This is a genomic window from Sphingobacteriaceae bacterium GW460-11-11-14-LB5 (genome assembly GCA_002151545.1).
In the GTDB taxonomy this organism is placed as follows: Bacteria; Bacteroidota; Bacteroidia; order Sphingobacteriales; family Sphingobacteriaceae; genus Pedobacter.
Genome location: CP021237.1, coordinates 147,619 through 170,489 on the forward strand (window position 1 = coordinate 147,619; position 22,871 = coordinate 170,489).

Annotated in this window: 15 protein-coding genes; 9 read left to right on the top strand and 6 right to left on the bottom strand. The window is 39.5% G+C overall.

The window, feature by feature from the left end; genetic code table 11:
• Window positions 1–171: 171 nt before the first annotated feature.
• Together CA265_00650 and CA265_00655 are read right to left on the bottom strand one after the other, a co-directional pair.
• Complete coding sequence (locus CA265_00650; GenBank protein ID ARS38273.1) at window positions 172–366, bottom strand: hypothetical protein; 195 nt, start codon at window positions 364–366, stop codon at window positions 172–174.
• An 88-nt stretch (window positions 367–454) separates the two neighbouring features.
• Window positions 455–1,039: an RNA polymerase subunit sigma-24 gene (locus CA265_00655; GenBank protein ID ARS38274.1), complete on the bottom strand. Its 585-nt coding sequence runs from the start codon at window positions 1,037–1,039 to the stop codon at window positions 455–457.
• A gap of 258 nt (window positions 1,040–1,297) precedes the next feature.
• Here CA265_00655 and CA265_00660 point away from each other — a divergent pair, with 258 nt between their 5' ends.
• The 5 genes from CA265_00660 to CA265_00680 all read left to right on the top strand — a co-directional run bounded on the left by CA265_00660 (window position 1,298) and on the right by CA265_00680 (window position 9,435).
• Complete coding sequence (locus CA265_00660) at window positions 1,298–4,111, top strand: excinuclease ABC subunit A (protein ID ARS38275.1); 2,814 nt, start codon at window positions 1,298–1,300, stop codon at window positions 4,109–4,111.
• 8 nt (window positions 4,112–4,119) lie between these two features.
• Window positions 4,120–4,773, top strand: a complete 654-nt coding sequence (locus tag CA265_00665) for a lysine transporter LysE (protein ARS38276.1) — start codon at window positions 4,120–4,122, stop codon at window positions 4,771–4,773.
• A 494-nt stretch (window positions 4,774–5,267) separates the two neighbouring features.
• Window positions 5,268–6,110 (top strand): metallophosphoesterase, encoded by an 843-nt coding sequence (locus CA265_00670; GenBank protein ID ARS38277.1) that lies wholly within the window; start codon window positions 5,268–5,270, stop codon window positions 6,108–6,110.
• A gap of 18 nt (window positions 6,111–6,128) precedes the next feature.
• The gene (locus CA265_00675) at window positions 6,129–6,968 is read left to right on the top strand and encodes a hypothetical protein (protein ID ARS38278.1); all 840 of its coding nucleotides are present in this window, start codon (window positions 6,129–6,131) and stop codon (window positions 6,966–6,968) included.
• A gap of 25 nt (window positions 6,969–6,993) precedes the next feature.
• On the top strand, window positions 6,994–9,435 hold the full coding sequence (locus tag CA265_00680; GenBank protein ID ARS38279.1) for a hypothetical protein: 2,442 nt from the start codon (window positions 6,994–6,996) through the stop codon (window positions 9,433–9,435).
• A gap of 371 nt (window positions 9,436–9,806) precedes the next feature.
• Here the strand turns inward: CA265_00680 and CA265_00685 are convergent, their stop codons facing one another.
• From CA265_00685 to CA265_00695, 3 genes are all read right to left on the bottom strand, one after another.
• Window positions 9,807–10,295, bottom strand: a complete 489-nt coding sequence (locus tag CA265_00685) for a peptide-methionine (S)-S-oxide reductase (protein ARS38280.1) — start codon at window positions 10,293–10,295, stop codon at window positions 9,807–9,809.
• Between the two features lie 65 nt (window positions 10,296–10,360).
• Window positions 10,361–10,756: a hypothetical protein gene (locus CA265_00690; GenBank protein ID ARS38281.1), complete on the bottom strand. Its 396-nt coding sequence runs from the start codon at window positions 10,754–10,756 to the stop codon at window positions 10,361–10,363.
• A gap of 132 nt (window positions 10,757–10,888) precedes the next feature.
• A complete protein-coding gene (locus tag CA265_00695; GenBank protein ID ARS38282.1) occupies window positions 10,889–11,536 on the bottom strand; it encodes a hypothetical protein in 648 nt (215 codons plus the stop codon).
• A 100-nt stretch (window positions 11,537–11,636) separates the two neighbouring features.
• On the opposite strand from CA265_00695, the gene CA265_00700 reads away from it, so the two are divergent.
• Together CA265_00700 and CA265_00705 are read left to right on the top strand one after the other, a co-directional pair.
• Window positions 11,637–12,824 (top strand): hypothetical protein, encoded by a 1,188-nt coding sequence (locus CA265_00700; protein ID ARS38283.1) that lies wholly within the window; start codon window positions 11,637–11,639, stop codon window positions 12,822–12,824.
• On the top strand, window positions 12,806–13,633 hold the full coding sequence (locus CA265_00705; GenBank protein ID ARS38284.1) for a hypothetical protein: 828 nt from the start codon (window positions 12,806–12,808) through the stop codon (window positions 13,631–13,633). Before CA265_00700 ends, CA265_00705 begins: the two co-directional genes overlap by 19 nt.
• On the opposite strand, the gene CA265_00710 is transcribed toward CA265_00705, so the two are convergent.
• Window positions 13,630–17,751, bottom strand: a complete 4,122-nt coding sequence (locus tag CA265_00710; GenBank protein ARS38285.1) for a hypothetical protein — start codon at window positions 17,749–17,751, stop codon at window positions 13,630–13,632. The genes CA265_00705 and CA265_00710 overlap by 4 nt on opposite strands.
• 270 nt (window positions 17,752–18,021) lie before the next feature.
• Here CA265_00710 and CA265_00715 point away from each other — a divergent pair, with 270 nt between their 5' ends.
• Window positions 18,022–21,081, top strand: a complete 3,060-nt coding sequence (locus CA265_00715; protein ARS38286.1) for a hypothetical protein — start codon at window positions 18,022–18,024, stop codon at window positions 21,079–21,081.
• 86 nt (window positions 21,082–21,167) lie between these two features.
• Window positions 21,168–22,850 (top strand): hypothetical protein, encoded by a 1,683-nt coding sequence (locus tag CA265_00720; GenBank protein ARS38287.1) that lies wholly within the window; start codon window positions 21,168–21,170, stop codon window positions 22,848–22,850.
• Window positions 22,851–22,871: the final 21 nt, after the last annotated feature.

Below are 22,871 nucleotides of genomic sequence, written 5' to 3' on the forward strand. Positions count from 1 at the left end.
AATAGCTCATGGTCAAATGGATTGATGGATTAAATTGCTGTCTGACGATCAACCATTAGATCAGCCCAGAATTCACACATCATCCATATTACATTTTCCATCATCCATAGGCACAAAAAAAAGCTTGTCCCACCCTGTGAAACAAGCTTTTTTGGCTCATGTAAAGATTTACTACTTTGTACGGCTGTAAGCTAAAATCTTGTTGATGGTTTCATCTTGAGGATTTTTAGCCAGTCTATCTAACTTACCTTTGATTTGATCATAAAATAAGTCGATTTCTGCGTCCGATTCAATATCAGTTTTAGGCTGAAACATGTTAGGTGTAGGTAAATTTACATTTGTTTTTGATGTAGAGGTTTTTGTCATAAGCAACTGAATGTGATAAGTTTTATAAACTTAACGATAGTTCAGATGCTTTATTTCAAGCCCTAAAAAATTTTATGTAACATTTTCACTACCCTTTGTAGGTCATCTCTTTTGTTTTAAGCATTTTACGCAAATTACTAAGGGCATAACGCATACGGCCTAAGGCGGTATTGATGCTCACGTCAGTTAAATCAGCAATCTCTTTGAAGCTTAAATCGGCGTAATGGCGCATGAGGAGCACTTCTTTCTGCTCATCGGGCAATAAATGGATCATTGCTTTTAAATCTTTATGGGTTTGATCGCGAAGCATTTTATCTTCTGCGCTCTCGTCATAAAAGTGTAGCATATTGAATACATCCATTCCATCAGCACTGGTGATGATTGGTGTTCTCTTTTCTTTTCTGAAATAATCGATAACCAGATTATGCGCAATACGCATTACCCAAGGCAAAAACTTGCCTTCTTCGTTATATCTTCCTGATCGCAGGGTATTAATTACTTTTATAAAAGCATCCTGAAAAATATCCTCCGCCAGATATTGGTCTTTCACCAATAAGTAGATAGAGGTATAAATTTTACTTTTATGTCTTCTTAAAAGTTCCTGCAATCCATTCTCGTTCCCGGTAATATATACCTTTACCAGGTCCTGATCATTATATGATTGTAAATTCATAGGTTTACCTACACTAAATCCCGTACTATTTGCTAAAAATTAATTTGTAGATGTTTAATTTCTATAGCTGCTCTCCTATGTTTTTTGAATGTGTCAGTTTGGTTTTGAGGTTGTTAATATTCAAAGAAAGTTATTTTTTTATCAAAAAACAAAAAATAAAATGTTAAAAAATAAATTAACCATCTCAGTACCCTATTTTTGTATGTTCTTAAAACCCTAACAACATTCTGGGGTTATACATTATATTCGTTATCATACATGAGCAAAAAAGAGGCCGAAAAAGATCCGCATAAAAATATTATCATAAAAGGTGCCCGTGTGCACAACCTCAAAAACATCGATGTTGCCATTCCAAAAAACAAACTTGTGGTGGTAACCGGTATGTCTGGTTCGGGGAAATCTTCGCTGGCATTTGATACTTTATATGCAGAGGGGCAACGCCGATATGTAGAAAGTTTATCTTCTTATGCCCGCCAGTTTATGGGCCGGATGAATAAACCCGATGTTGATTATATTAAAGGTATTGCACCGGCAATTGCCATCGAACAAAAGGTAATTACTTCCAACCCGCGTTCTACCGTCGGTACCTCGACAGAAATTTACGATTACCTGAAACTGCTTTTCTCCCGTATCGGGAAAACCATTTCGCCTGTTTCGGGAAAAGAAGTGAAAAAAGATTCGGTAAGCACGGTGGTCGATTATGTAAATGCCATGCCTGAAGATACAACGGTAACCATTTTTTGCCCGCTATATCCGCACAATAACCGTACGATTAAAGAAGAACTGGCTATTTTATTACAGAAAGGATTTTTAAGGGTCCTGATTAATGATAAAATAGAAAAGATAGAAACAGTTTTAGATGATGCTGATTTTAAGGATGCAGAACTTACAGATGATAAAACCGTTCAGATCCTGATTGATCGTATTGTAACCAATCAGGAGGAAGAAACTTTAAGCAGATTGGCCGATTCGGCGCAGACAGCTTTTTTTGAAGGTAAAGGCGATTGTTATGTAGAGGCCCAGGGTACTACGAAACATTTTAGCGATCGCTTTGAACTGGACGGAATAAAGTTCGAAGAACCTACGCCAAACTTTTTCTCTTTCAACAACCCTTATGGGGCCTGCAAACGCTGCGAAGGTTATGGAAATGTAATCGGCATTGATGAAGATCTGGTGATTCCTGATAAGAGCAAAAGTGTTTACGATAATGCCATTGCCCCCTGGCGTGGCGAAAAAATGAATGTGTGGTTGCAGAATTTTATCAAAGCTGCGCCAAAATTCGAATTCCCGATCCACCGGCCTTATAGTGCTTTAACCGAAACAGAGCAACAGTTGCTCTGGACAGGGAATAAATATTTTGCAGGCCTGGATGCTTTTTTCAAAGAACTGGAAGAGCAGACTTATAAAATTCAATACCGCGTCATGTTATCCCGTTACCGCGGTAAAACCACTTGTCCGGATTGTAAAGGTTCGCGTTTGCGTAAAGATGCTTCTTATGTAAAGATTGCTGAAAAATCGATTATCGATGTGGTGCTGATGCCTTTGGCAAAAGCCCTGGTTTTCTTTAACGAGCTGAAATTAAATACTAACGATACCAAAATTGCCAAACGTTTACTGGCAGAGATTGATAACCGTTTTCTTTATTTAAACAATGTAGGTTTAGGCTACCTTACCCTAAACCGTTTATCAAATACGCTTTCGGGTGGTGAATCGCAAAGGATTAACCTGGCCACATCATTGGGAAGTAGTTTGGTGGGTTCTATTTACGTTTTGGACGAACCGAGTATCGGATTGCACCCACGCGATACGAATAAACTGATTGAAGTATTAATCTCGCTCCGTAATGTAGGCAATACCGTTTTAGTGGTGGAGCACGAAGAAGAAATGATGCGCGCAGCCGATTACATTATCGATATTGGCCCTGAGGCTGGTACCCATGGTGGTAATTTAGTTTTCAGTGGTAACTACGAGGAGATTTTAAAAGATAAAAATAGTTTAACCGGCCGTTACCTGTCGGGATTGGAAAAAATTGCCATTCCGGATAAACGCCGTAAATGGAAAGACCATATCCTGATTAAAGGTGCGAGGGAAAACAACCTGCAGAATATTGACGTGAAGTTTCCGTTGGGTGTTTTTACCGCAGTAAGTGGTGTTTCTGGATCAGGAAAAACCAGTTTGGTTAAAAAAATCTTATATCCGGCATTGCAAAAAGCAATCGGAAATTACGCGGGTGAACAAACGGGTGCTTATGATGGCATTTTTGGCAATTACGATCTGGTCAGCGCTGTAGAAATGGTCGATCAGAATCCGATTGGTCGCTCCAGCCGTTCTAATCCGGTTACCTATGTTAAAGCGTGGGATGATATCCGTGCGCTGTTTTCTGGTTTAGCATCTGCAAAAGCTGCAGGCTTAAAGCCAGCTGCTTTCTCTTTCAACGTAGAAGGCGGCCGTTGCGATGTTTGCCAGGGTGAGGGCGAAGTGAAGATCGAAATGCAGTTTATGGCCGATATTTACCTGCCTTGTGAAGCCTGTAACGGTAAACGTTTTAAACAACAGGTTTTAGATGTGACCTATAAAGAGAAAAACGTATCCGAAATTTTGGATATGACCATTGAAGAAGCGGTTGAGTTTTTTAAGGATGAACAAAAGATCCTCAATAAATTAAATCCATTGGTTGATGTAGGTTTGGGTTATGTGCATTTAGGTCAATCTTCTAATACCTTATCGGGTGGTGAGGCGCAGCGTATTAAACTGGCGTCGTTTTTAATTAAAGGAAATAATGCCAATAAAACGCTGTTTATCTTTGATGAGCCAACAACTGGACTGCATTTTCATGATATTAAAAAACTGTTAAAAGCACTGAATACACTCATTGAACAAGGGAACACGATTTTGGTGATTGAACATAATATGGACATGATTAAATGTGCTGATTGGGTTATCGATATCGGCCCTGAAGGGGGCGATGGCGGTGGTCAGGTGGTATTTGAAGGCATACCCGAAGATTTAGTTCAGGTAGAAAAATCGTACACCGGAAAATATTTAGCATCGCATTTAAATTTAAATCCATAATTTCGGCAATGCTTTTTCTAACGTTTTTCATAGGCATCATTCTCAATGCCATGGGGTATATTCCTCCCGGCAATATTAATCTCACCGTTGCGCAGCTCGCCATTAACAAAGGCATGCGCCAGGTTTGGTACTTTATTCTTTCCTTCTCTTGCGTAGAAGTATTTTTCACCTTTGGGATGATGCGTTTTGCCCGCTGGGCCATGAGCGATATCAATCCGAACGAAGCGGTAAGTGAAGTGCGCTTAAGTACTTTGGTCGATTGTTTCATGATCGTGATGTTTTTGGTGATGGGAACGATTACCTGGAAAAACAGGAAAAAAGTACCCAAAACCAGCAATAAAAAAGAAGATAAACGCAGTGGGAGTGTGTTATATGGATTGATTTTAGGGGTGTTAAATCCTGTTCAGATTCCATTCTGGTTGTTTTTTGGTAACTATGTGATTTTACATCAATGGATCGAAACCGATTACCTGTCACTGGTAATCTTTAGTTTGGGCTCCGGTGTGGGTTCTACACTGGCACTTTACCTATATGCGCATTTTGCAACTTATATTCAGGAAAAGTTTGCGCTGAGCAGTTTAATTATTAATAAATCGATTGCGATATTTTTATATGCATTGGCGGCCTATCTGGTGGTAAAACAGCTGATCGTTATTCTATAGTCTAATCAAAGCGGTTGTATCATAAATATAGAATTGTCATCCTAAGCCTGTCGAAGGATCTACTTAAATACCTTATCCCAAGGTCTGTGTCTCCACAGACCTTTTGTTTTTTGGAAGTTTCCTGAATTGGTAATTTGTTTTTTTTGCCACGGAAACACGGAAAGCACGGAACAGATGCACTTGGTTTATTATCTTGGAAATGTTATCGGTCTGAGCTCGCTGAAGATCGAACAACCGTTTTCTTTCCAAGATCTATGGCCTCACAGACCTTCCAGTTGGCTTTTGTCAAGTATTCAATAGGAAGAAATTATTTGTTTTTCGTTCTGCGAGGACACAGACCGGGGAATATAGTAAAGGCAAGATCCACAGCATGTTTCTGTTATAAAATTGATACATAGTTATGCTTCGGTTAACCTAATCATAACATTAAATTTATGTTTAAGAAGCCTAACCAAGCTAATATTGGGCTTTGATACAAAACATATCTTATCCTTATGTCTAACAGACGATTTTTTCTGAAAAATAGTTTGGCCGCTGCTGTAGTAGCCAGTATTTCGCCGGTTCTTTCCTCATTTGCTGAAGAACACAGCGCTCCCGCCAGACCGGGCAAAGCACCTAAACTTCGTTTCGCCATTGCATCCGATGGGCATTATGGCCAGCCCGGAACAGATTATAAACTTCATCACGAAAATATTGTAAAGTGGTTAAATGAATCTCACGATAAAAATCCTTTAAACTTTGTGATCATTAATGGAGATCTGGTACACGATCGTCCGGAACTATTATCAGAAGTAAAAAAAGAATATTACGATAAACTTAAAGTTCCTTTTTATGCTATCCCGGGTAACCACGATCATGCCGACGCGAAGATCTGGAAATCGGTTTTTGGTTACGAGGATAACTTTTCTTTCGAAAAAAATGGAGTAGGTTTCGTTTTGGCCAACACTTCAGATACCAAAGGAACTTATTTATGCCCTAACAACGATTTTTTAAAACAGGAGCTCGATAAGTTTAAAAACCTAAAAACTGTTTTCGTGGTGCTGCATATCCCACCTCATTTCTGGGTGCCCGAAAGTCCTTTTGTAGAATGTCCGGATACGATTAAGCTCCTGCACAGCTATGCAAATGTAAAAGCCGTATTCCATGGACATGACCATAGTCTCGATGCTGTCTTTTATACTGATAAACTTCCTCATTTCTTCGATGCCCATATTGGTGGAAACTGGGGCACAGCCTACAAAGGTTACCGGATTGTAGAGGTTGATGAAAATGATAAGATCCAAACTTATCAGGTTAACGCAAGTGGATCACCACTGTTGAATGAAACGAAATTCTAACTGATATATTAAACTAAAATGAAAAAGATACTTTTAGCAATCACTTTTGCAGGTATTGCACTGAATTGTTCTGCCCAAAAGATTACAGAAGGTCAGTCGGAAGTTAAGATTGGGACAGACGCTGCACAACCCTTTTTGTTTTCTTTGAACACGCTAACCGCAGAAAATCCCCGCTGGAATATCCATTATTCAGGGAGTTATGGAGAAAGAACCAATGGACAGTTCGGTTATGATGGTTTAGGACAACAGTTTGGGGTTAAGGGATATTTGGGCAGCAGGTTTACTTTGTATGCCACTGCTGCAATCGGTTTTGCCAATTCAGGGGGCGTAACCAGTGCAGAACAAGCTGAAGTAATCAGAGATTTTGTGGGCGGTAAAGGCTTAGCTGGTTTTAGATTAGGTGCTGGTTTAGGCTTAAGTAGAGATTGGTCGAACGTAGGTTCTGCGATTAGCCGGATTACTGCTTCATTCGATCAAACAAACTGGAGAATGGCGGGTAATCTTCGCTTCGAAAAAGCTTTTGATAAAACAAGGGATAAGCTTGATTTTATTACGAGTTTTGGCTATCAGCACCGCGTTTCTAATGTTTTGTACCTTGGTTTCGAAGCCTTAGGACAGGATTTAGAAGGGTTTTGGGAAAAAGACGAGGCAGAAGGTGGTGCAAAGGTAATGATTGGGCCCTCAATCAATCTGGAACCAAACCATTCAAAACTTTCGTTCTCTATTTCCGGCGGACCTGTTTTTTATGCAACCCGCAGTCAGGCTATTCCATCAGAGGCTATACGCGAAATTGGTTCAGTAGCGTCTGGTAATGGTTATACCATCAGGGCCCTGGTTAATTTTAATCTTCATCGCTAGTGCTGCTATCTTCAATTTAAGAAAAATGAAAAAATCATACTTATTATTACTCTTGTGTTTCTTTTTTATCCAAAGAGGATTTGCACAATGGCCGGGCAAAAACGAAAGCACCCAGCAGATTTTATTGCCCAATGGATGGAAACTGAGTCCGGCGGGGCATTCGCTGCAATTGGGCGATTTGCCTTTAAACATGCAACTGAGCGCTTCGGGTAAATATCTTGCCATTACCAACAACGGACAAAGTACCCAGTCGTTACAATTGCTTGATGTCAAAACAGAAAAGATTATTGATGAAAAAGTCCTGAGCAAATCGTGGTATGGAATCGCATTTAGTAAAGACGAAAAACACCTGTATGCCTCAGGTGGTAACGATAACTGGATTTTGGATTTTAATATTCAGAACGGTAAACTGGGCAAAAGCGATACGATTAAACTCGGTCCGGTTTGGCCAAAAGGAAAAATCAGTCCGGCAGGGATTGTGGTAAACAAAAACAACAGTAAACTATATACCGTAACCAAAGAGGATAGCAGTTTATACATCATCAATCCAGCAGAAAAGCAGATCCTTAAAAAAATCCAGCTTCCGGCAATTGCCTACAGTTGTGTTTTATCAACGGATGAAAGTAAACTCTATGTTTCGCTCTGGGGCGGGAAATCAGTTGCGGTAATCGATCTGATATCAGAAAACATCTCACAGCGTATTCCGGTTGGCGATCATCCAAATGAACTATTGCTTAATAAAAAAGGCAATATTCTTTTTGTAGCCAATGCAAACGATAATACCGTTTCGGTCATTAATACCTTGAACAATAAGGTAATTGAAACCATTGCTACTACACTCTATGCCACGCAGTTAACAGGCTCGACTACTAATGGTTTAGCTTTAAGTGCCAACGAAAAAACTTTGTACATTGCCAATGCTGACAATAACTGTTTAGCCGTTTTTGATGTAAGTAAACCTGGACTAAGCCTGAGTCAGGGTTTTATTCCGGTAGGCTGGTATCCAACCAGTGTGAAGGTTCTGGGTTCGAAAATTCTCGTTACCAACGGTAAAGGGAATACGCCTATGGCGAACCCTCAGGGGCCACAACCCATTTCTAAAGTAGATAACAGCGGTTATCACATGGGCAGTACGGCCAATAGCAGACTGCAGTATATTGCTGGTTTGTTTAAAGGTACCTTATCTTTTATCGACGCGCCAAAACCTGAACAGTTAAAGGTATATACCAAACAGGTTTATGCCAATACACCTTTTACTGATAAACGGACGATTACTGCCGATGGTGAAGCCGGAAATCCTATTCCGCGTAAACAGAATGAAAAATCGCCTATTAAACATGTTTTTTATATCATCAAAGAAAACAGAACCTATGATCAGGTGCTTGGCGATATGCCAAAAGGAAACGGAGATTCTAAATTGACACTTTTCGGCAGAAAAATTACACCTAACCAGCATGCTTTTGCCGAAAACTATGTGTTGCTGGATAATTTCTATGTGGATGCGGAGGTAAGTGCCGATGGACACAACTGGAGCATGGCTGCTTACGCCACAGATGTAGTCGAGAAAACATGGCCAACCAGTTATGGTGCACGTGGTGGAAGCACCAGCTTCGAAGGCGGCAGGCCGGTAACCTATCCAAAAGGTGGTTTTATCTGGGATTACTGCCAAAGGGCCGGGGTAAGCTACCGCAGTTATGGTGAGTTTGGCGATTATGGCAAGGCAAATATTAAATCACTGCAAGGCCATATGTGTACCGCTTCGCCGGGTTTTGACATGGACATTAAAGATCAGGTGCGGGTAGATGCCTGGCAGCATGATTTCGATTCGTTATTGGTTGCGGGTGTTGTACCCCAGTTTAATACTTTAAGAATATCTAATGATCATACCAGCGGACAAAAGAAAGGTAAATACTCGCCACAGGCGGCAGTTGCCGATAACGATTTGGCGGTTGGCCGTATTTTGGAGCATTTATCGCACAGCAAAATCTGGAAAGAATCGGTTGTTTTTATTCTGGAAGATGATGCACAAAACGGTCCCGATCATGTTGATGCACACCGTTCGCCGGCTTATGTGGTTGGTCCTTACGTAAAAAGAAATACGCCTGTTCATACCATGTATTCTACTTCCGGGTTTTTAAGAACAATGGAACTTATTTTAGGATTGCCGCCCATGAGCCAGTACGATGCTGCAGCCATGCCTTTATACGAATGTTTTACGGCTACGCCTGATTTTACACCTTATAATGTGATTCAGCCGCTTATTGATTTAGATACGAGGAATGTGGCCGTAAATGAGAGCAGCAGACGTTCTGAACTGTTCAATTTTGCCAAGGAAGATTCGGCACCGGATTTAGATTTAAACGAAGTGGTGTGGAAATCGGTGAAAGGCGAACAATCGGTAATGCCGGCGCCAAAACGGAGTGCTTTTGTCATTCTCGAGAAGAAGAAAAAAGATGATGATGATTAGCGACCAGTCATGATTACATTTTAAACAAAAAGGCAATTTTCGATTCAGGAAGTTGCCTTTTTGTTTGAGTGATCTGCTTCCTTGGTCAGTGTCCTCACAGACCATTTTGTTTTTCTACGTTACATCAAGGATTTATCCAGATGAATTTATATCATCATTTCCTGAAGTGCAACGAAATGGATAAATTTTTTGCTAAAAATCTAGGTGGTCTGTGGGGACACAGACCACGGGGATCAGGATTGACGAAGTTCTTCGGCAAAGCCTGAACTTTATTAACGTTGTTTAGCAAAGTGCATAAAAAACCCAAATTAAAAGATCTGTCCACTATAAGAAGAGTCGAGGCAAGCAGTGCCTTGTAATAACGATCTTATTTATAATTTCCAGTCTGGTCTTTCGAAGTGGCAGGTATAACCGTAAGGGTTTTTCTGTAAATAATCCTGGTGTTCTTCTTCAGCATTCCAGAAATCGGTTTCAGGTACCACCTCGGTTACAATTTTTCCAGGCCACTTGCCAGAAGCATCCAGCTCGGCAATCAATGCATTTGCCGTGTTTTTCTGTTCTTCACTATTGTAGAAAATGGCAGAACGGTAGGATGTACCTACATCATTTCCCTGTCGGTTTCGTGTGCTCGGATCGTGGATCTGGAAGAAGTATGCTAATAATTTGCGATAGGTTAAAACAGTTGGATCAAAGGTAACTTCAATGGCTTCGGCATGTGTGCCATGGTTCCGGTAAGTGGCATTGGGAACATCACCTCCGGTATATCCAACCACTGTGGAGATCACCCCAGGATAATGACGGATCAGTTCTTCTACTCCCCAAAAGCAGCCGCCTGCAAGAATGGCTTTTTCAGTATTCATATATCTTTCCTTTTTTAATTAAATAAAGGTACGGCGAAGATGTGTAAAAGGAAAGTAATTAGTTATCAGTTGGCAGTTCTGTAATTGCAATAAGAAGTTCTGATCGAACGGTTAATCGTTTCATGTGTGCAGGCGGTGGTTTTGAAGTCGAAGTAGGAAGTTTTAAAGTCGCAGTAAGAAGTTTTAAAGTCGCAGTAAGGAGTTTTAAAGTTGCAGTAAGGAGTTTTAAAGTTGCAGTAAGAAGTTTTAAAGTTGCAGTAAGAAGTTTTAAAGTCGCAGTAAGAAGTTTTGAAGTCGCAGTAGGAAGTTTTAAAGTTGCAGTAGGAAGTTTTAAAGTCGCAGTAAGGAGTTTTAAAGTCGCAGTAGAAAGTTTTAAAGTCGCAGTAAGGAGTTTTAAAGTCGCAGTAATAAATTTTAAAGTTTTGGGCGTGCTTTTTATCTGGTTTTATCCCCAAAATCATTTAACCGCATTACAAATGCGAATCTCATCAATCCTCGTTACAAACGAGGACTATATGGTTCAGTTGGCAATTTGCAATTTTCAGTTTAGCTATAAATTGTTAACCGCCAACTGCGAACTGAAAACTGTTCTGCTAGATAATATTCCGTGTAATTTTTCCTTTGATGATGTAAAGTGCCTGAATACTTTTTTTGTGGATTACCGTATCGCCTTTGAAATTTGGATTTGAAGAACGGAGGATGAGTTTGCTCTCATCGGCGTGCTGAAAAATTAATTTTATGGTACGCAGACTGTTACTGTTTTCATCCGTCATTATCACATAAGCTTCGCCCCACTGTAAGATTTCGTAATTGGTAATTTCTTTTATGGCTATAATTTCACCTGCGGCATATTTGGGATACATACTATCGCCATAAACCGGTAAATAGGCGGTGCAATCGTTAAAGGGAAGGTAATTTACCAGGTATTCTGCGCGTTGTTCTTCTACGATGAGCTCTTTAGCATCAGATAGGCTCATGTCAAAATAGGGAACACCCTCTTTGCTTTCGCCAACGGCCCGTTTCTTTTTAAAGAAGGGTTCGCCGGTTCCATTTTCAAGCCAGGTTAAATTTACATCGAATTTAAGCTCGAGTTTATCTTTAATGGAATTGGATACATTGATCCTTTCTCTTAAAATATCCGAAAGAGAGCCTTGTTTGATATTCAACGCCATAGCAAAATCTTTTTGGGTTCTAAATCCCAACAAATCCATTAGTGTTTTTAAGCGCTGATTTTCATTCATAAGGTAAAGATGTTAATAAGTTTTATGTATAATTAATAGTTAAACTTATTTTGTTTTGCTAAATTCGTTAGCTAATATAATCATTTAAAAATATACGGCTATGGAAGGGATCTCAAATTTTAAAAAAGAAACGATGGCATTTATTGATGCTATTGAAAGCTTTTTTTTGTCAAATGGTATAGGCCATCATTTACAGTTTCTCAAAAACTGGTTAAACCCACCTCAAAACGAATTTGATTATTCGCCGCAAAAGCATCCTGCGCAACTGTTGGTTTTTTACGAAAAGCTGTTGCCGCTGTTCGATTATTCAGATTTAATTTTTAATCGGATTGAAACCGATACGGCCTTTGTAAAAGCGATTGAGGCTGATGAATGCAGCCTGGCACGCGAAGCGGTTTTGCTTGAATATTGTCCGAAATTATTGAGCAAAGTGGAAATGGAAAGTCCAAAATTTACCTTTCTCGATATTTTTATCTTCTTTGAATCGGAGAGCTATAAATTAATTTACAAAGAATGGTTACTGGCCGGATTGGAAAATAAGCTCGATCTGGATTGGGACCAGTATATTTTTCCGTTTTATGAAAACACTAAAAAAATGCTGGAGGCCTGCTGGCTCATCCACGAAAGGGTAATCACTAAAAATAGTTTTAAAAGTCTCGATCGCTATTATCACATGGCCATGTTCGAAAGTACATCGCCACTGGCTTTTGATCAGGAATTATTTGATGATCCATTTCAGGCAATTGAATTTTTCTTTAGTTTGGATAACCTTGCAGGTCACAAAGCCTACCTGAAAAAATGGTATAAAATAGCCTTGTCAGAAGATAACCGTGTAAGTGATGTTGCCGATTATTTTTTCCTTTATAACCAGTTTACAAAATTGCTTAATACCGGCTATTTAATTGCAAGCAAAAAACTAATTTATCAGGAAGACTTGCCCGAAGGCCTGGTTGCCACGAAAGGGCGTTTCATATCAAACGATGTGTATAATGAGGGGCTCTGCGAAGTAAATACACTCCCTGCCGAACATATCGAAAACCCTTACCGGTTTGTGGAGTCTTTTTTTGTTCCTGAAAAAATTAAACAGTTGCGCTTAGGGCTTTTAGAATGGCTGTATGCAGCATTTAGTACCGGGAGCAGCATTAAATTGATGGATAAGGAATTTTTATTTGAGCAGTATGAAGCCATGCTGATGATCGTGGAAGCTTTTTTTCTGATCATCGGAAATCCTTCACTAAGTGATGATGTTAAAGCGGAAAGGAGGCCTTTATGCGCAATAAATTTTTAAACCTTAGCCATTATGCCGTAAAAGAAGAAACTGTTATGCGCTTGTTAAAGGGTGTAACAGCGGCGGTACCCACTCAGTATATTTATCTCCACACCCACTTTTTTGCCGGTAAAGCGGTGCAGGAAATGCTGATTATGGTTTCGATTAAACATGTACGTATTTTGAACGAGTTAACACCAGTACTAAATATTGTATTTACCGGGCAAATGGAATTTAGTTACCGGGTTTTTCATGTACACGAGGTTGAGCAGGCTTTGCTGGATGGGAGTTTGTTTTTTTACTATGCCACTGGGGCTCAAAACGCTTTATTCAGTAAATCTGGAAGTTTTCTCGATCGTGGAACAGCTCACCTCCTTGCAGATCGGGTTAAAAGCATCTATCGACAAGAAATTAATAAAGCCAACCAATTTTTATCGGGTGCAAAGTTCTATTTTAAACAACAAAATTTCGAATACTGCACTTTTATGCTGCACGAGGTTTTCGATTTAACGTACCGGGCCGTTGAAGTTTTGGTGATGGGAAAGGATAAAAAAACACACCGCATCAAAGCCCATCAACTGTATATTAAAGCTTACGTAAAACAGCTGTCTGAGCTATTTAGCGATGATGAGGAAGAACTTTGCCTGTTGCATTTGCTTGATGAGGCTTACCTGGCTGTTCGGTATGAAAACAATTACCAGATTGGTGAACCAGATGTAATACGCCTGTTTGAAAAACTAGATTTATTGCACCATGTTGCAGAACAGGTATATCAGGCAATTATGAACAATCATTTCGATCAGCAGGTTACGGAAAGGTTTACTGGTTAATCATTGCTCATGAACTCACTCGGGGTTTTGCCGAAATGTTTTTTAAACTCTGAGCTAAAATATTTCCGGTCGTTAAAACCTACTGAATAAGCAATCTCGGCAATATTTCCTGTACCCTGTTTAAGTAATTGAGCGGCTCTTTTTATCCGCAACGATTTAATAAAGTCGTTTACGGAAAGGTCGGTCAGTGCCCTTATTTTTTTATATAACACAGGTTGGCTCATCCCAACTTCTGCTGATAAGGTAGGTACATCAAAATCAGGATCGGCAATCCGGTCTTCGATAAGTTGAATAATTTTATTTAAAAAATGCTGCTCGGTGGTATTAATCACCATGTTTCTGGGCTCGAGCGTAATTACCTGTGCAAATTTTTTTTTAACGGTTTCCCGGGCATTTAACAGGTTTTGAATGTTCAGTTCGAGTATCTTTAAGTTAAATGGCTTCATAATATAGGCATCAGCTCCGTTTTCGAAACCGTTTACCTGGTGTACGTAAGCCGATCTTGCCGTTAATAAAACTACCGGGATATGGCTGGTTCGCTCATCTGTTTTAAGTTTCCGGCATAATTCTAAGCCATCCATTACGGGCATCATTACATCGCTGATAATTAAATCGGGAATCAGATCTAAGGCGCATTCTAGTCCGGTTGCCCCGTTTTCGCGCTCATATATCTGATATGAAGGGCTTAAAGCCTGTTTAATAAAGGTTCTCACGTCTTCGTTATCTTCTACCAGTAAGATGCTGTTCTTTTTGTTTTTCCCTGAATCATCCTGCAGTACATCATCCTCCTTAATCTGTTCGGTTACCTGCGTTGTAGTACTAAGGCTGTAATTTAAGGCATCGTCGTAATAAACATAATCGGGAATAAAATCGGATGGATTAAAATGTTCTTTTCCTGTTTTTAAACTTACAGTGAAAGCCGTATTGCCAAAGGCCTTATCATTTTTAGGGGTACTTTCGAAACTAATCTGGCCATGATGCAGTTCTACAATGCTTTTAGAGAACGATAAGCCCAAACCTGTACCAATGGTGGTAGTGGCATTGGCCTGATAAAAATTGGTGAATAAACTGGCCTGGTTCTCCAAAGGAATACCCTTGCCATTATCGCAGATTTTAATATTAACCAATTGCTTTTCTGTTTCTATTTTTAGGCTGATTTTTCCGTTTACAGGTGTAAACTTAAAGGCATTTGAAAGTAGGTTAAACATCACTTTTTCCATTTGAACCTTATCAAAATAAAGCTCAATTGCTGCCTGTGTGGTTTCGAACTGGTAATCGATGTTTTTAGAAATCGCCATGTTCTGAAAAGCCAGAAATATTTCCCTGCAGAATTTTACCACATCACCAGGACTTACATGTAAGGCCATTTTTCCGCTTTCTGCCTTTCTAAAGTCGAGCAGTTCGGTAACTAAGTTCATCAAACGGTCGGCATTATTTTTTATCGGTTGCAGATCCCGGTTCAGGGCAGGATCGTCTTTAGCGTTTTCGATCAACTTATCTAACGGACCAACGATGAGGGTTAAAGGCGTGCGTATTTCGTGAGAAATATTGGTAAAAAACTCTAGCTTATGTTCATTAATTTCTTTTTCTTTTTTAAGTACGGCTTTTATCAACAAGTAACGTATAAATACAAAGGAAATGGCTGCAAAAGCACAAAAGTAAAACAGATAGGCCCACCATGTTCTGTAAAATGGCGGCAGAATTTTGATATCTAAGGTGCTGGTTTCATTGGTCCAAAGGCCATCGTTATTACTTCCTTTAACCATAAGTGTATAGTTTCCGGGCGAGAGGTTGGTATAACTGGCTGAGGGGATATCTACATAGTTCCAGTTTTTTTCAAAGCCTCCCAGTTTATAGGCATAACGGTTTTTATCGGATTTAATAAAGTTGAGTAGCGTAAAATCAATTGAAAATACATTCTGATCTGATTCGAAGGTAATTGATTTAATGGTGCTGATGTTTTGTTTAAGTAAACCATCTCCGGTATGCAGTGCTATGGGTTTATTAAACAGTTTTAATCCTGTAAAAATAACTGGTGGGGTGTTTTTGTTCTCTTTGATTTCATTGGGAAAAAAGCTCACCATTCCACTTAATCCACCAAAGAAAAAGGCACCTTTACTGTCTCTCAAAAATGACTTGTAATTAAATTCGTTGCCCGGCAGTCCATCTTTAATGTTGTATGTTTTAAAAGTTTTCTGCCTGGGGTTGTATTTACATAAACCTTTGTCGGTAGTTATCCAAAGGTTATTAAAATCATCTTCCAGTATGCCCATGATGTTGTTGCTGGGTAAGCCATCAAATGTGGTCATTCTAGAATAGCTATGGCGACCAGGGTTGAGCCTAAACAAACCGTTATGCGAAGTGCCCATGAGCAAATAACCAGCTTTATCGGTAGTTAAGCAAGTGATTTCGTTATATTTCAAAATTTCCGGATCGGCAGCAACGCGGCTAATAAACCGCTGGCTATCTTTTTTCAACTGGTAAAGACCTGAGTTGGTCGCTACCCAAAGGCATCTTTTGGCATCTTCAAAAATGTAATGCACCGCATCGGTTAAGCCGTTTACCCGGTTGCGGATAAATTTACCGGTAGTACTGTTAAAGCTATTTAAGCCACCGTTGGTGCCTACCCAAAAGCGCCCATAACTATCTTCAAAAAGGGCTGTAATTTCATCATTGCTAATGGATGAGGTATCGTTTTTGTGCTTGGTATATCTGACAAAAGTTTTGGTTTCTGGTTGAAAAAGGTTTAACCCTCCATAATGTGTTCCTACCCAAATTCTGTTTTTTTTATCCCGTATAACCGATTTTACCAAATTTGCACTTAAGCTTTTGGGATCGTTCGGGTTATTTTTATAACGGGTAAAAGTATCGTTTTTTCTATCGTAGTAATTTAACCCTTCGCCTTCGGTACCAATCCAGAGGTTTTGGTGCTGATCTTCCATGATCGAGCTGACTACGTTGCTGCTTAAGCCATTTGGCGCTGTAGTGCTTCTATAAACCTTAAAGGGTGTATAATTGGGATATACCATATTAATGGCTCCATAATAGGTGCCTACCCATATTATGCCCTGCCGGTCCTGATAAATATCGTAAACAGAGTTTTGGCTCAGGCTGGTTGGATCTTCGGGGATATTATGCAGGGAACTGAAGTTTTTAGTGGCAGGATTGTAGATGTTAATACCATGTAATGTTCCAATCCATAGTTTACCTTCCTGATCCATCATAATTTTGCGGACGTTATTGCTGCTAATTCCTGCTGGGTTAAGACTGGAGTATTGGTAGCTCGTAATGGTTTCCGTGCTGAGGTTTAACTTGCTTACACCCGTTTGTTTGGTGCCGATCCATAAATTATTTTCTCGGTCTTCAACCATGGTTGTAATGTGGTTATCAATCGCTTTGTTCAGCTCTTCGCTAAAATCTTTAAAATACCTGAGGTGTATTTTCCCATCTTTAAAGCGCATGTTTACTAAACCATAAGTTGTACTTAACCATAATGTTCCGTTATGGTCTTCTGTAATGGCATAAATTTGCTGGCGTTGCTTTTGCTTATCTAAAAAGCGTTTAAACTTATACTTTCCATTGGTGCTGAGCAGGTTTAAACCATTTGTGGTACCGATCCAAACGCGGTTCTTTTTGTCCTGAAAAATGCAACTTATTCCAGCATTACTAATGCTATTGGGATCTTTACTGTTGTGCACATAGTGGTCGAAGTTATCATCCCCTTCATTATATTTATTCAGCCCATTTGAGGTGCCAATTAATAATGTTCCATCTTTTAACGCTAAAATAGACGAGAGAAATGACGCATTGCTTAAACTTTTCTCATTATTTTCTTCGTGATAATATACCTTGAAAGATTTAGAATCGTATTTATTTAACCCGAACCGGGTGCCAAACCAGATAAAACCCCTGGCATCTTGAGCAATAGATAATACCGAACTTTGTGTGAGCCCGTTTTCTACATTGAGGTGTTTAAAAGCATATTTGTTTTGAGCATTACTTACAATGATAAAAAATACTAAAGTAAATGTTTGCAGGTATTTCATGTTGGCAGAAAGTGAGGGATGTTTAGCTTTTACCTGATTAAAAGTACAAAATGTTTCTATTATAAAAATCAAATACGTTTGGCAAAGCAATTTTAACACTTTATCTGATTATTTGCCTTGTTTAATGCTGTTTTCTGCCTTTATTTAGGATTTTTATACCTATTTGTTTAGGATTTTACCCCCTTCTTTTTTTCGCTTCTAAATAGATTTGACCCTATGCATTTGTAACTGATTGCATTGTGATAACCAAATATTTAATAACCAAAATTTATCCGTAAGTAAAGCGAATGCCCTGCCATTCCTTAACACCGGACAAGCAACTAGCCAACAAACAAGAACTATATGAGGAAAACTTACTTTAAGCAATTAATGCTTTTTTCGTTAACCGTATACGCTGTATGCCCAGGTGTGGCCAATGCAAATACCATACGAGTCAAAAGCCATGTAAAGGGAAAAATTGGGTTTACTAAAAACCATAGGTTGGAAGTAACTGGAACGGTGACCGATAACTTTGGTAATCCATTGTTTGGTGTAAAGGTTTCGATTAAAGAAACCGGAACCAGTGTTTCTACCGATAAAAACGGGAAGTATAAAATAAGTGCTGTAGAAGGCGATGTTTTAGTCTTTACGCTTAACGGCTATCTGGTAAAAGAGGTAGAAGCGAATCAGGCTTTATTGAACGTGAGTTTAGGCGAAAGTCAAAAACGCCAGGCTACTACACCCGTATTATATGGCGAACAAAGCGTAACAACCAACCTGCAATCTACTTCAACCGTTTATAACAGCGATTTAATTAAGGTTCCGGTAGCCGGAATAAATAATGCATTATCTGGTAGATTGGCTGGTTTGTATACTTTACAAAGCAGCGGCAGGCCGGGTGCCGATGGAACAAGTATTACAGTTAGGGGAAATGTACCATTAGTTTTAGTTAATGGCGTGCCGAGAGATTATCCTTCTATCGACCCTGAGGAAATAGAATCTGTAACTATTCTAAAAGATGGTTTATCTACGGTAATGTTAGGGCAGCAATCTTCTAACAGTGTAGTGATGATAACCACACGTAAGGGGGAAGTTGGAAAACAGCGGATCTCGTTAACCGCACAGGCAGGTTTACAATCGGCTATTAAATTGCCCCAGCCCTTAGGTGCTTTTGATTACGCTACTCTATACAATGAAGCATTGGCAAACGATGGAAAAGCACCACGTTATACTGCTGCTGATTTAAATGCCTGGGCAACCGGATCGGACCCTGTATTTCATCCTGATGTAGATTGGTATGGGACGATCTTAAAACCAAATACAGTTTTTAGCCGGTATAATTTAAATACCTATGGTGGAGGTAATTCTACAAGATATTTTCTTGACGTAGATTATCTCAATCAGAGCGGTATCCTTAAACAGGATGATCAAAATACTTACAGTACCAATACCGATTATAAAAGGTACTTGGTTCGTACGAATATCGATATAGATATTACGCCTACAACTTTATTAAACTTAAACTTATTTGGTCGCATCCAAAATGGCAACCAGCCAGGCGGAGCAGGGGCCAATACTGCCATTTTTACGACTGGTACAACCTTATCAAACTTTGGTGGTAATAATATTTTTGCGCAACTGGCTGCTACACCAAATAATGCTTATCCTGTTTTTAATCCTAATGGCTCGCTGGCTGGTAGTTCTGATTATCAAACCAATTTATGGGCAGCAACAACACGCTCTGGTTATTTTTATAACAGTACAAGAGATGTTTCTGCGGATATCTCTTTACGGAAAACGCTCGATAATGTAACCAAAGGTTTATGGTTAAAAGCCCTGGCCAGTTTTAATACCAGTGTATCAGAAAACATTATCCGCACCAAACAGTATGCGGTTTACAAACTGGCGAGTACCAATCCTGATGTATATCAGAAATTTGGTGTAGATGGTCAGCAGATTAATCTTTCTACCAATTCTGGTCAGAGCAGAAATTTATTTGTTGATTTTTCTGCCGGGCTAGATAAAACTTATGGTAATCACAGTATTAATGCACTTTTAAAATACAATTCGCAAAGTGCGCAAACGGCCAATCAAATCCCAATGATCTTTAGTAATTTATCCGGAAGGCTAGATTATAACTATAAAGAAAAGTATTTGGCTGAGGTTGCTTTAAGTTATAGCGGCTTAAACAGATATGAGGAGGGCAATCGCTTTGGGTTCTTTTATGGCTTTGGTTTAGGATGGAATATTGCGAAAGAGGATTTTTTAAAAGATACCAAATGGCTAAATGCGCTTAAAGTAAGAGCCAACTATGCCTATACAGGTAATGCAAATGCTGGTTATTTTGCTTATAAGCAATATTATGTAACGGGTGGTACTTACAATTATGGCACCACGCCAACAGCAATCGCCGGAACAACAGAAGGTACATTGGCTAACCTGAACATTACCTGGGAGAAAGCAAACCAATATAACTTTGGTATTGATGCAAGTTTGTTTAACAACAAGCTCTCCATCGCTGCTGATTATTTCAATAATGAGAATTTTGATCTGGTCCAAACCAGAGGAAGGAGTTCGGCATTATTGGGTACTTCCTATCCTGCAGAAAACATAGGCATCAACAGATATTCGGGGGTAGAGTTCGACCTGAAGTACAGCAATAATATCGGTAACTTTAACTATTACATTGCTCCGAATGTTTTCTCGCTCCAAAAAATCATTCAATATCAGGATGAGATCGATAGGCCATACCCATGGATGGTTAGAACAGGGCAGCGCGAAGATCAAACCTTTGGTTATATCGCCGATGGTTTGTTTCAAAACCAGGCCGAGATTAATTCAAGTGCAAAAATACAAGGCTACAGCCCGGTACCAGGCGATATTAAATATAAAGATTTAAATAACGATGGCATTATCAACGAGCTTGATATTCAGTCACTCAAAAACAATAATCCAATCTGGTTTTATGGTTTAAATTTAGGTTTTAGCTATAAAGGTTTCGATTTTTCTGCCCTGCTACAGGGTGTTCAAAACCGTTATGTTTATGTTTCCGGCTCAACAGAATGGGCATTCCAGAACAATGGTTTAGGACAGGCATTTGAACAAAATCTTGGCCGATGGACACCTGCCACGGCAGGCACTGCCACACAGCCGCGCTTAACTATTGGTTCAAACCCGAATAACGAAGCCGTCTCATCATACTGGTTGCACGATGGAAGTTATGTACGCCTAAAAAATGTTGAGTTAGGATATACACTTCCGAAACTGCTCACCAGTAAACTAAAACTGGCTTCAATCCGCTTTTTTGTAAATGCTGTAAACGCAGTTACATTATCAGCTTATAATAGGGTAGATCCTGAGGTTTACGGAAATGGTTATCCGCTGCAAAGAGTGGTTAACGCTGGTTTAAATGTGAAATTTTAATGCTGGGTTGATATGAAAGTTCACGGCGTTCAGGGGAATTCTGAATCATGAGCATTTCATCACCATTAAAAACAAATTAGAAACAGATGAAAATTAAGATAAAAGAAATAGTTGGTGTTTTAGCCATTACCATCATTGGTTTTACGGCATGTAAAAAGCCACTATACGAAACAGAGCCAACCAGTCAGGATATTACTTACGTTTTCGATAAAACAGACTCGCTGGGCATACAGGCCAAAACATTTTTAGCAGATATTTATTCTTATCTGCCAAATGGATACAATAGAATAGGCAATGATGTATTAGATGCAGCTTCTGATGATGCCATTAGTTCATCGCCAGCAAGCACCATCGAGTATTTTGTTAACGGCCGTATTTCTGCCGTGGCTACTGTAGATAACTCGTGGGACAATAATTACAAAACCATTAGAAGGGCCAATATATTCCTGGCCAATATTGATGTGGTGCCATTAAATCAAAAAGGATTAAAAGTGTTCTGGAAATCGGAAGCCAGAATACTTAGAGCAATTGCTTATTTCGAACTGATTAAACGTTTTGGTGGTGTACCATTATTGGGTGATAAGGTTTTAGGCCTAGATGATAATATTCAATTGCCCAGAAATACTTACGCTGAATGTGTAAAATATGTGGTTGATGAATGTGATGCTTTAAAGGCTATCGCCAGACCCGATAACACGCTGGCTGCTGACGAAGATTATGGAAGGGTAACCCAGGGCGTTGCACTTGCCTTAAAAGCACGAATTTTATTATACGATGCCAGTCCATTAAACAATCCAACTAACGATTTAACCAAATGGGCTGCGGCAGCACAGGCGGCTAAAGATGTAATGAACCTGAATATATTTTCATTAACTGCCGCTTATACTTCGGTTTTTAACACACGTAAAAATAGTGAGGTTATTCTTGCCTACCAGCGAGCAGTAACTTTCGATCTCGAAACCAGGAATGCACCTGTCGGATATACGGCTACCAATGCATCGGGTTCTGGTTACACCAGCCCTACGCAAGAACTGGTTGATGCTTTTGATATGGCTAATGGTAGAGCGATAAGTGATCCGGCATCAGGATATAATGCCGCAGATCCTTACACAGGCAGAGATCCAAGGTTTTACAGAACTATTTTTCACAACAACGCAAAATGGTTAAATAGAATAATCCAAACCTATGATGGAGGTTTAGACAGACCTGGAAGTGCGGTAAACGTGCAAACCCGGACCGGTTATTACATGCGTAAATTTTTGAACGAAACTTTTGAAAGTGCTTCGGTTTACAGCAATCAAACACACAATTTCCCGATTTTCAGGTATGCCGAAATTCTGCTCAATTATGCCGAGGCCATGAACGAAGCTGCAGATAATGCCGTAAACAGAACTGAAGCTTTTAACCAGTTAAAAGCTTTAAGGTTAAGGGCGGGTATTGCGATAGGCAGCACAGCAGGATATCAACATGGATTAAAAACCACTATGACCCAGGCCGAAATGAGAGAGGCGATCAGACATGAACGTAGGGTGGAAATGGCTTTCGAAGAGCAGCGTTTTTGGGATATACGCAGATGGAAAATAGCCGGAACCGTATTGAATGGCACTTTGCATGGCATGCAGATTATCAAAAATGCAAATGGCACATTCTCTTATACTCAAACAAATGCGCTCAATGTGTCGTTCGATGCCGCTAAGATGTATCGTTATCCAATTGCAGCCAGCGAGGTGAACAAGAACAGAAACTTAACACAAAACCCAGGCTGGTAATTGGAGATTCTAAAAATTGTT

Bases quoted from the DNA above. Each gene is read 5' to 3' on its own strand.
- CA265_00650 (ARS38273.1), bottom strand. From the start codon at position 366: ATGACAAAAACCTCTACATCAAAAACAAATGTAAATTTACCTACACCT.
- CA265_00655 (ARS38274.1), bottom strand. From the start codon at position 1,039: ATGAATTTACAATCATATAATGATCAGGACCTGGTAAAGGTATATATT.
- CA265_00660 (ARS38275.1), top strand. From the start codon at position 1,298: ATGAGCAAAAAAGAGGCCGAAAAAGATCCGCATAAAAATATTATCATA.
- CA265_00665 (ARS38276.1), top strand. From the start codon at position 4,120: ATGCTTTTTCTAACGTTTTTCATAGGCATCATTCTCAATGCCATGGGG.
- CA265_00670 (ARS38277.1), top strand. From the start codon at position 5,268: ATGTCTAACAGACGATTTTTTCTGAAAAATAGTTTGGCCGCTGCTGTA.
- CA265_00675 (ARS38278.1), top strand. From the start codon at position 6,129: ATGAAAAAGATACTTTTAGCAATCACTTTTGCAGGTATTGCACTGAAT.
- CA265_00680 (ARS38279.1), top strand. From the start codon at position 6,994: ATGAAAAAATCATACTTATTATTACTCTTGTGTTTCTTTTTTATCCAA.
- CA265_00685 (ARS38280.1), bottom strand. From the start codon at position 10,295: ATGAATACTGAAAAAGCCATTCTTGCAGGCGGCTGCTTTTGGGGAGTA.
- CA265_00690 (ARS38281.1), bottom strand. From the start codon at position 10,756: ATGATTTTGGGGATAAAACCAGATAAAAAGCACGCCCAAAACTTTAAA.
- CA265_00695 (ARS38282.1), bottom strand. From the start codon at position 11,536: ATGAATGAAAATCAGCGCTTAAAAACACTAATGGATTTGTTGGGATTT.
- CA265_00700 (ARS38283.1), top strand. From the start codon at position 11,637: ATGGAAGGGATCTCAAATTTTAAAAAAGAAACGATGGCATTTATTGAT.
- CA265_00705 (ARS38284.1), top strand. From the start codon at position 12,806: ATGCGCAATAAATTTTTAAACCTTAGCCATTATGCCGTAAAAGAAGAA.
- CA265_00715 (ARS38286.1), top strand. From the start codon at position 18,022: ATGAGGAAAACTTACTTTAAGCAATTAATGCTTTTTTCGTTAACCGTA.
- CA265_00720 (ARS38287.1), top strand. From the start codon at position 21,168: ATGAAAATTAAGATAAAAGAAATAGTTGGTGTTTTAGCCATTACCATC.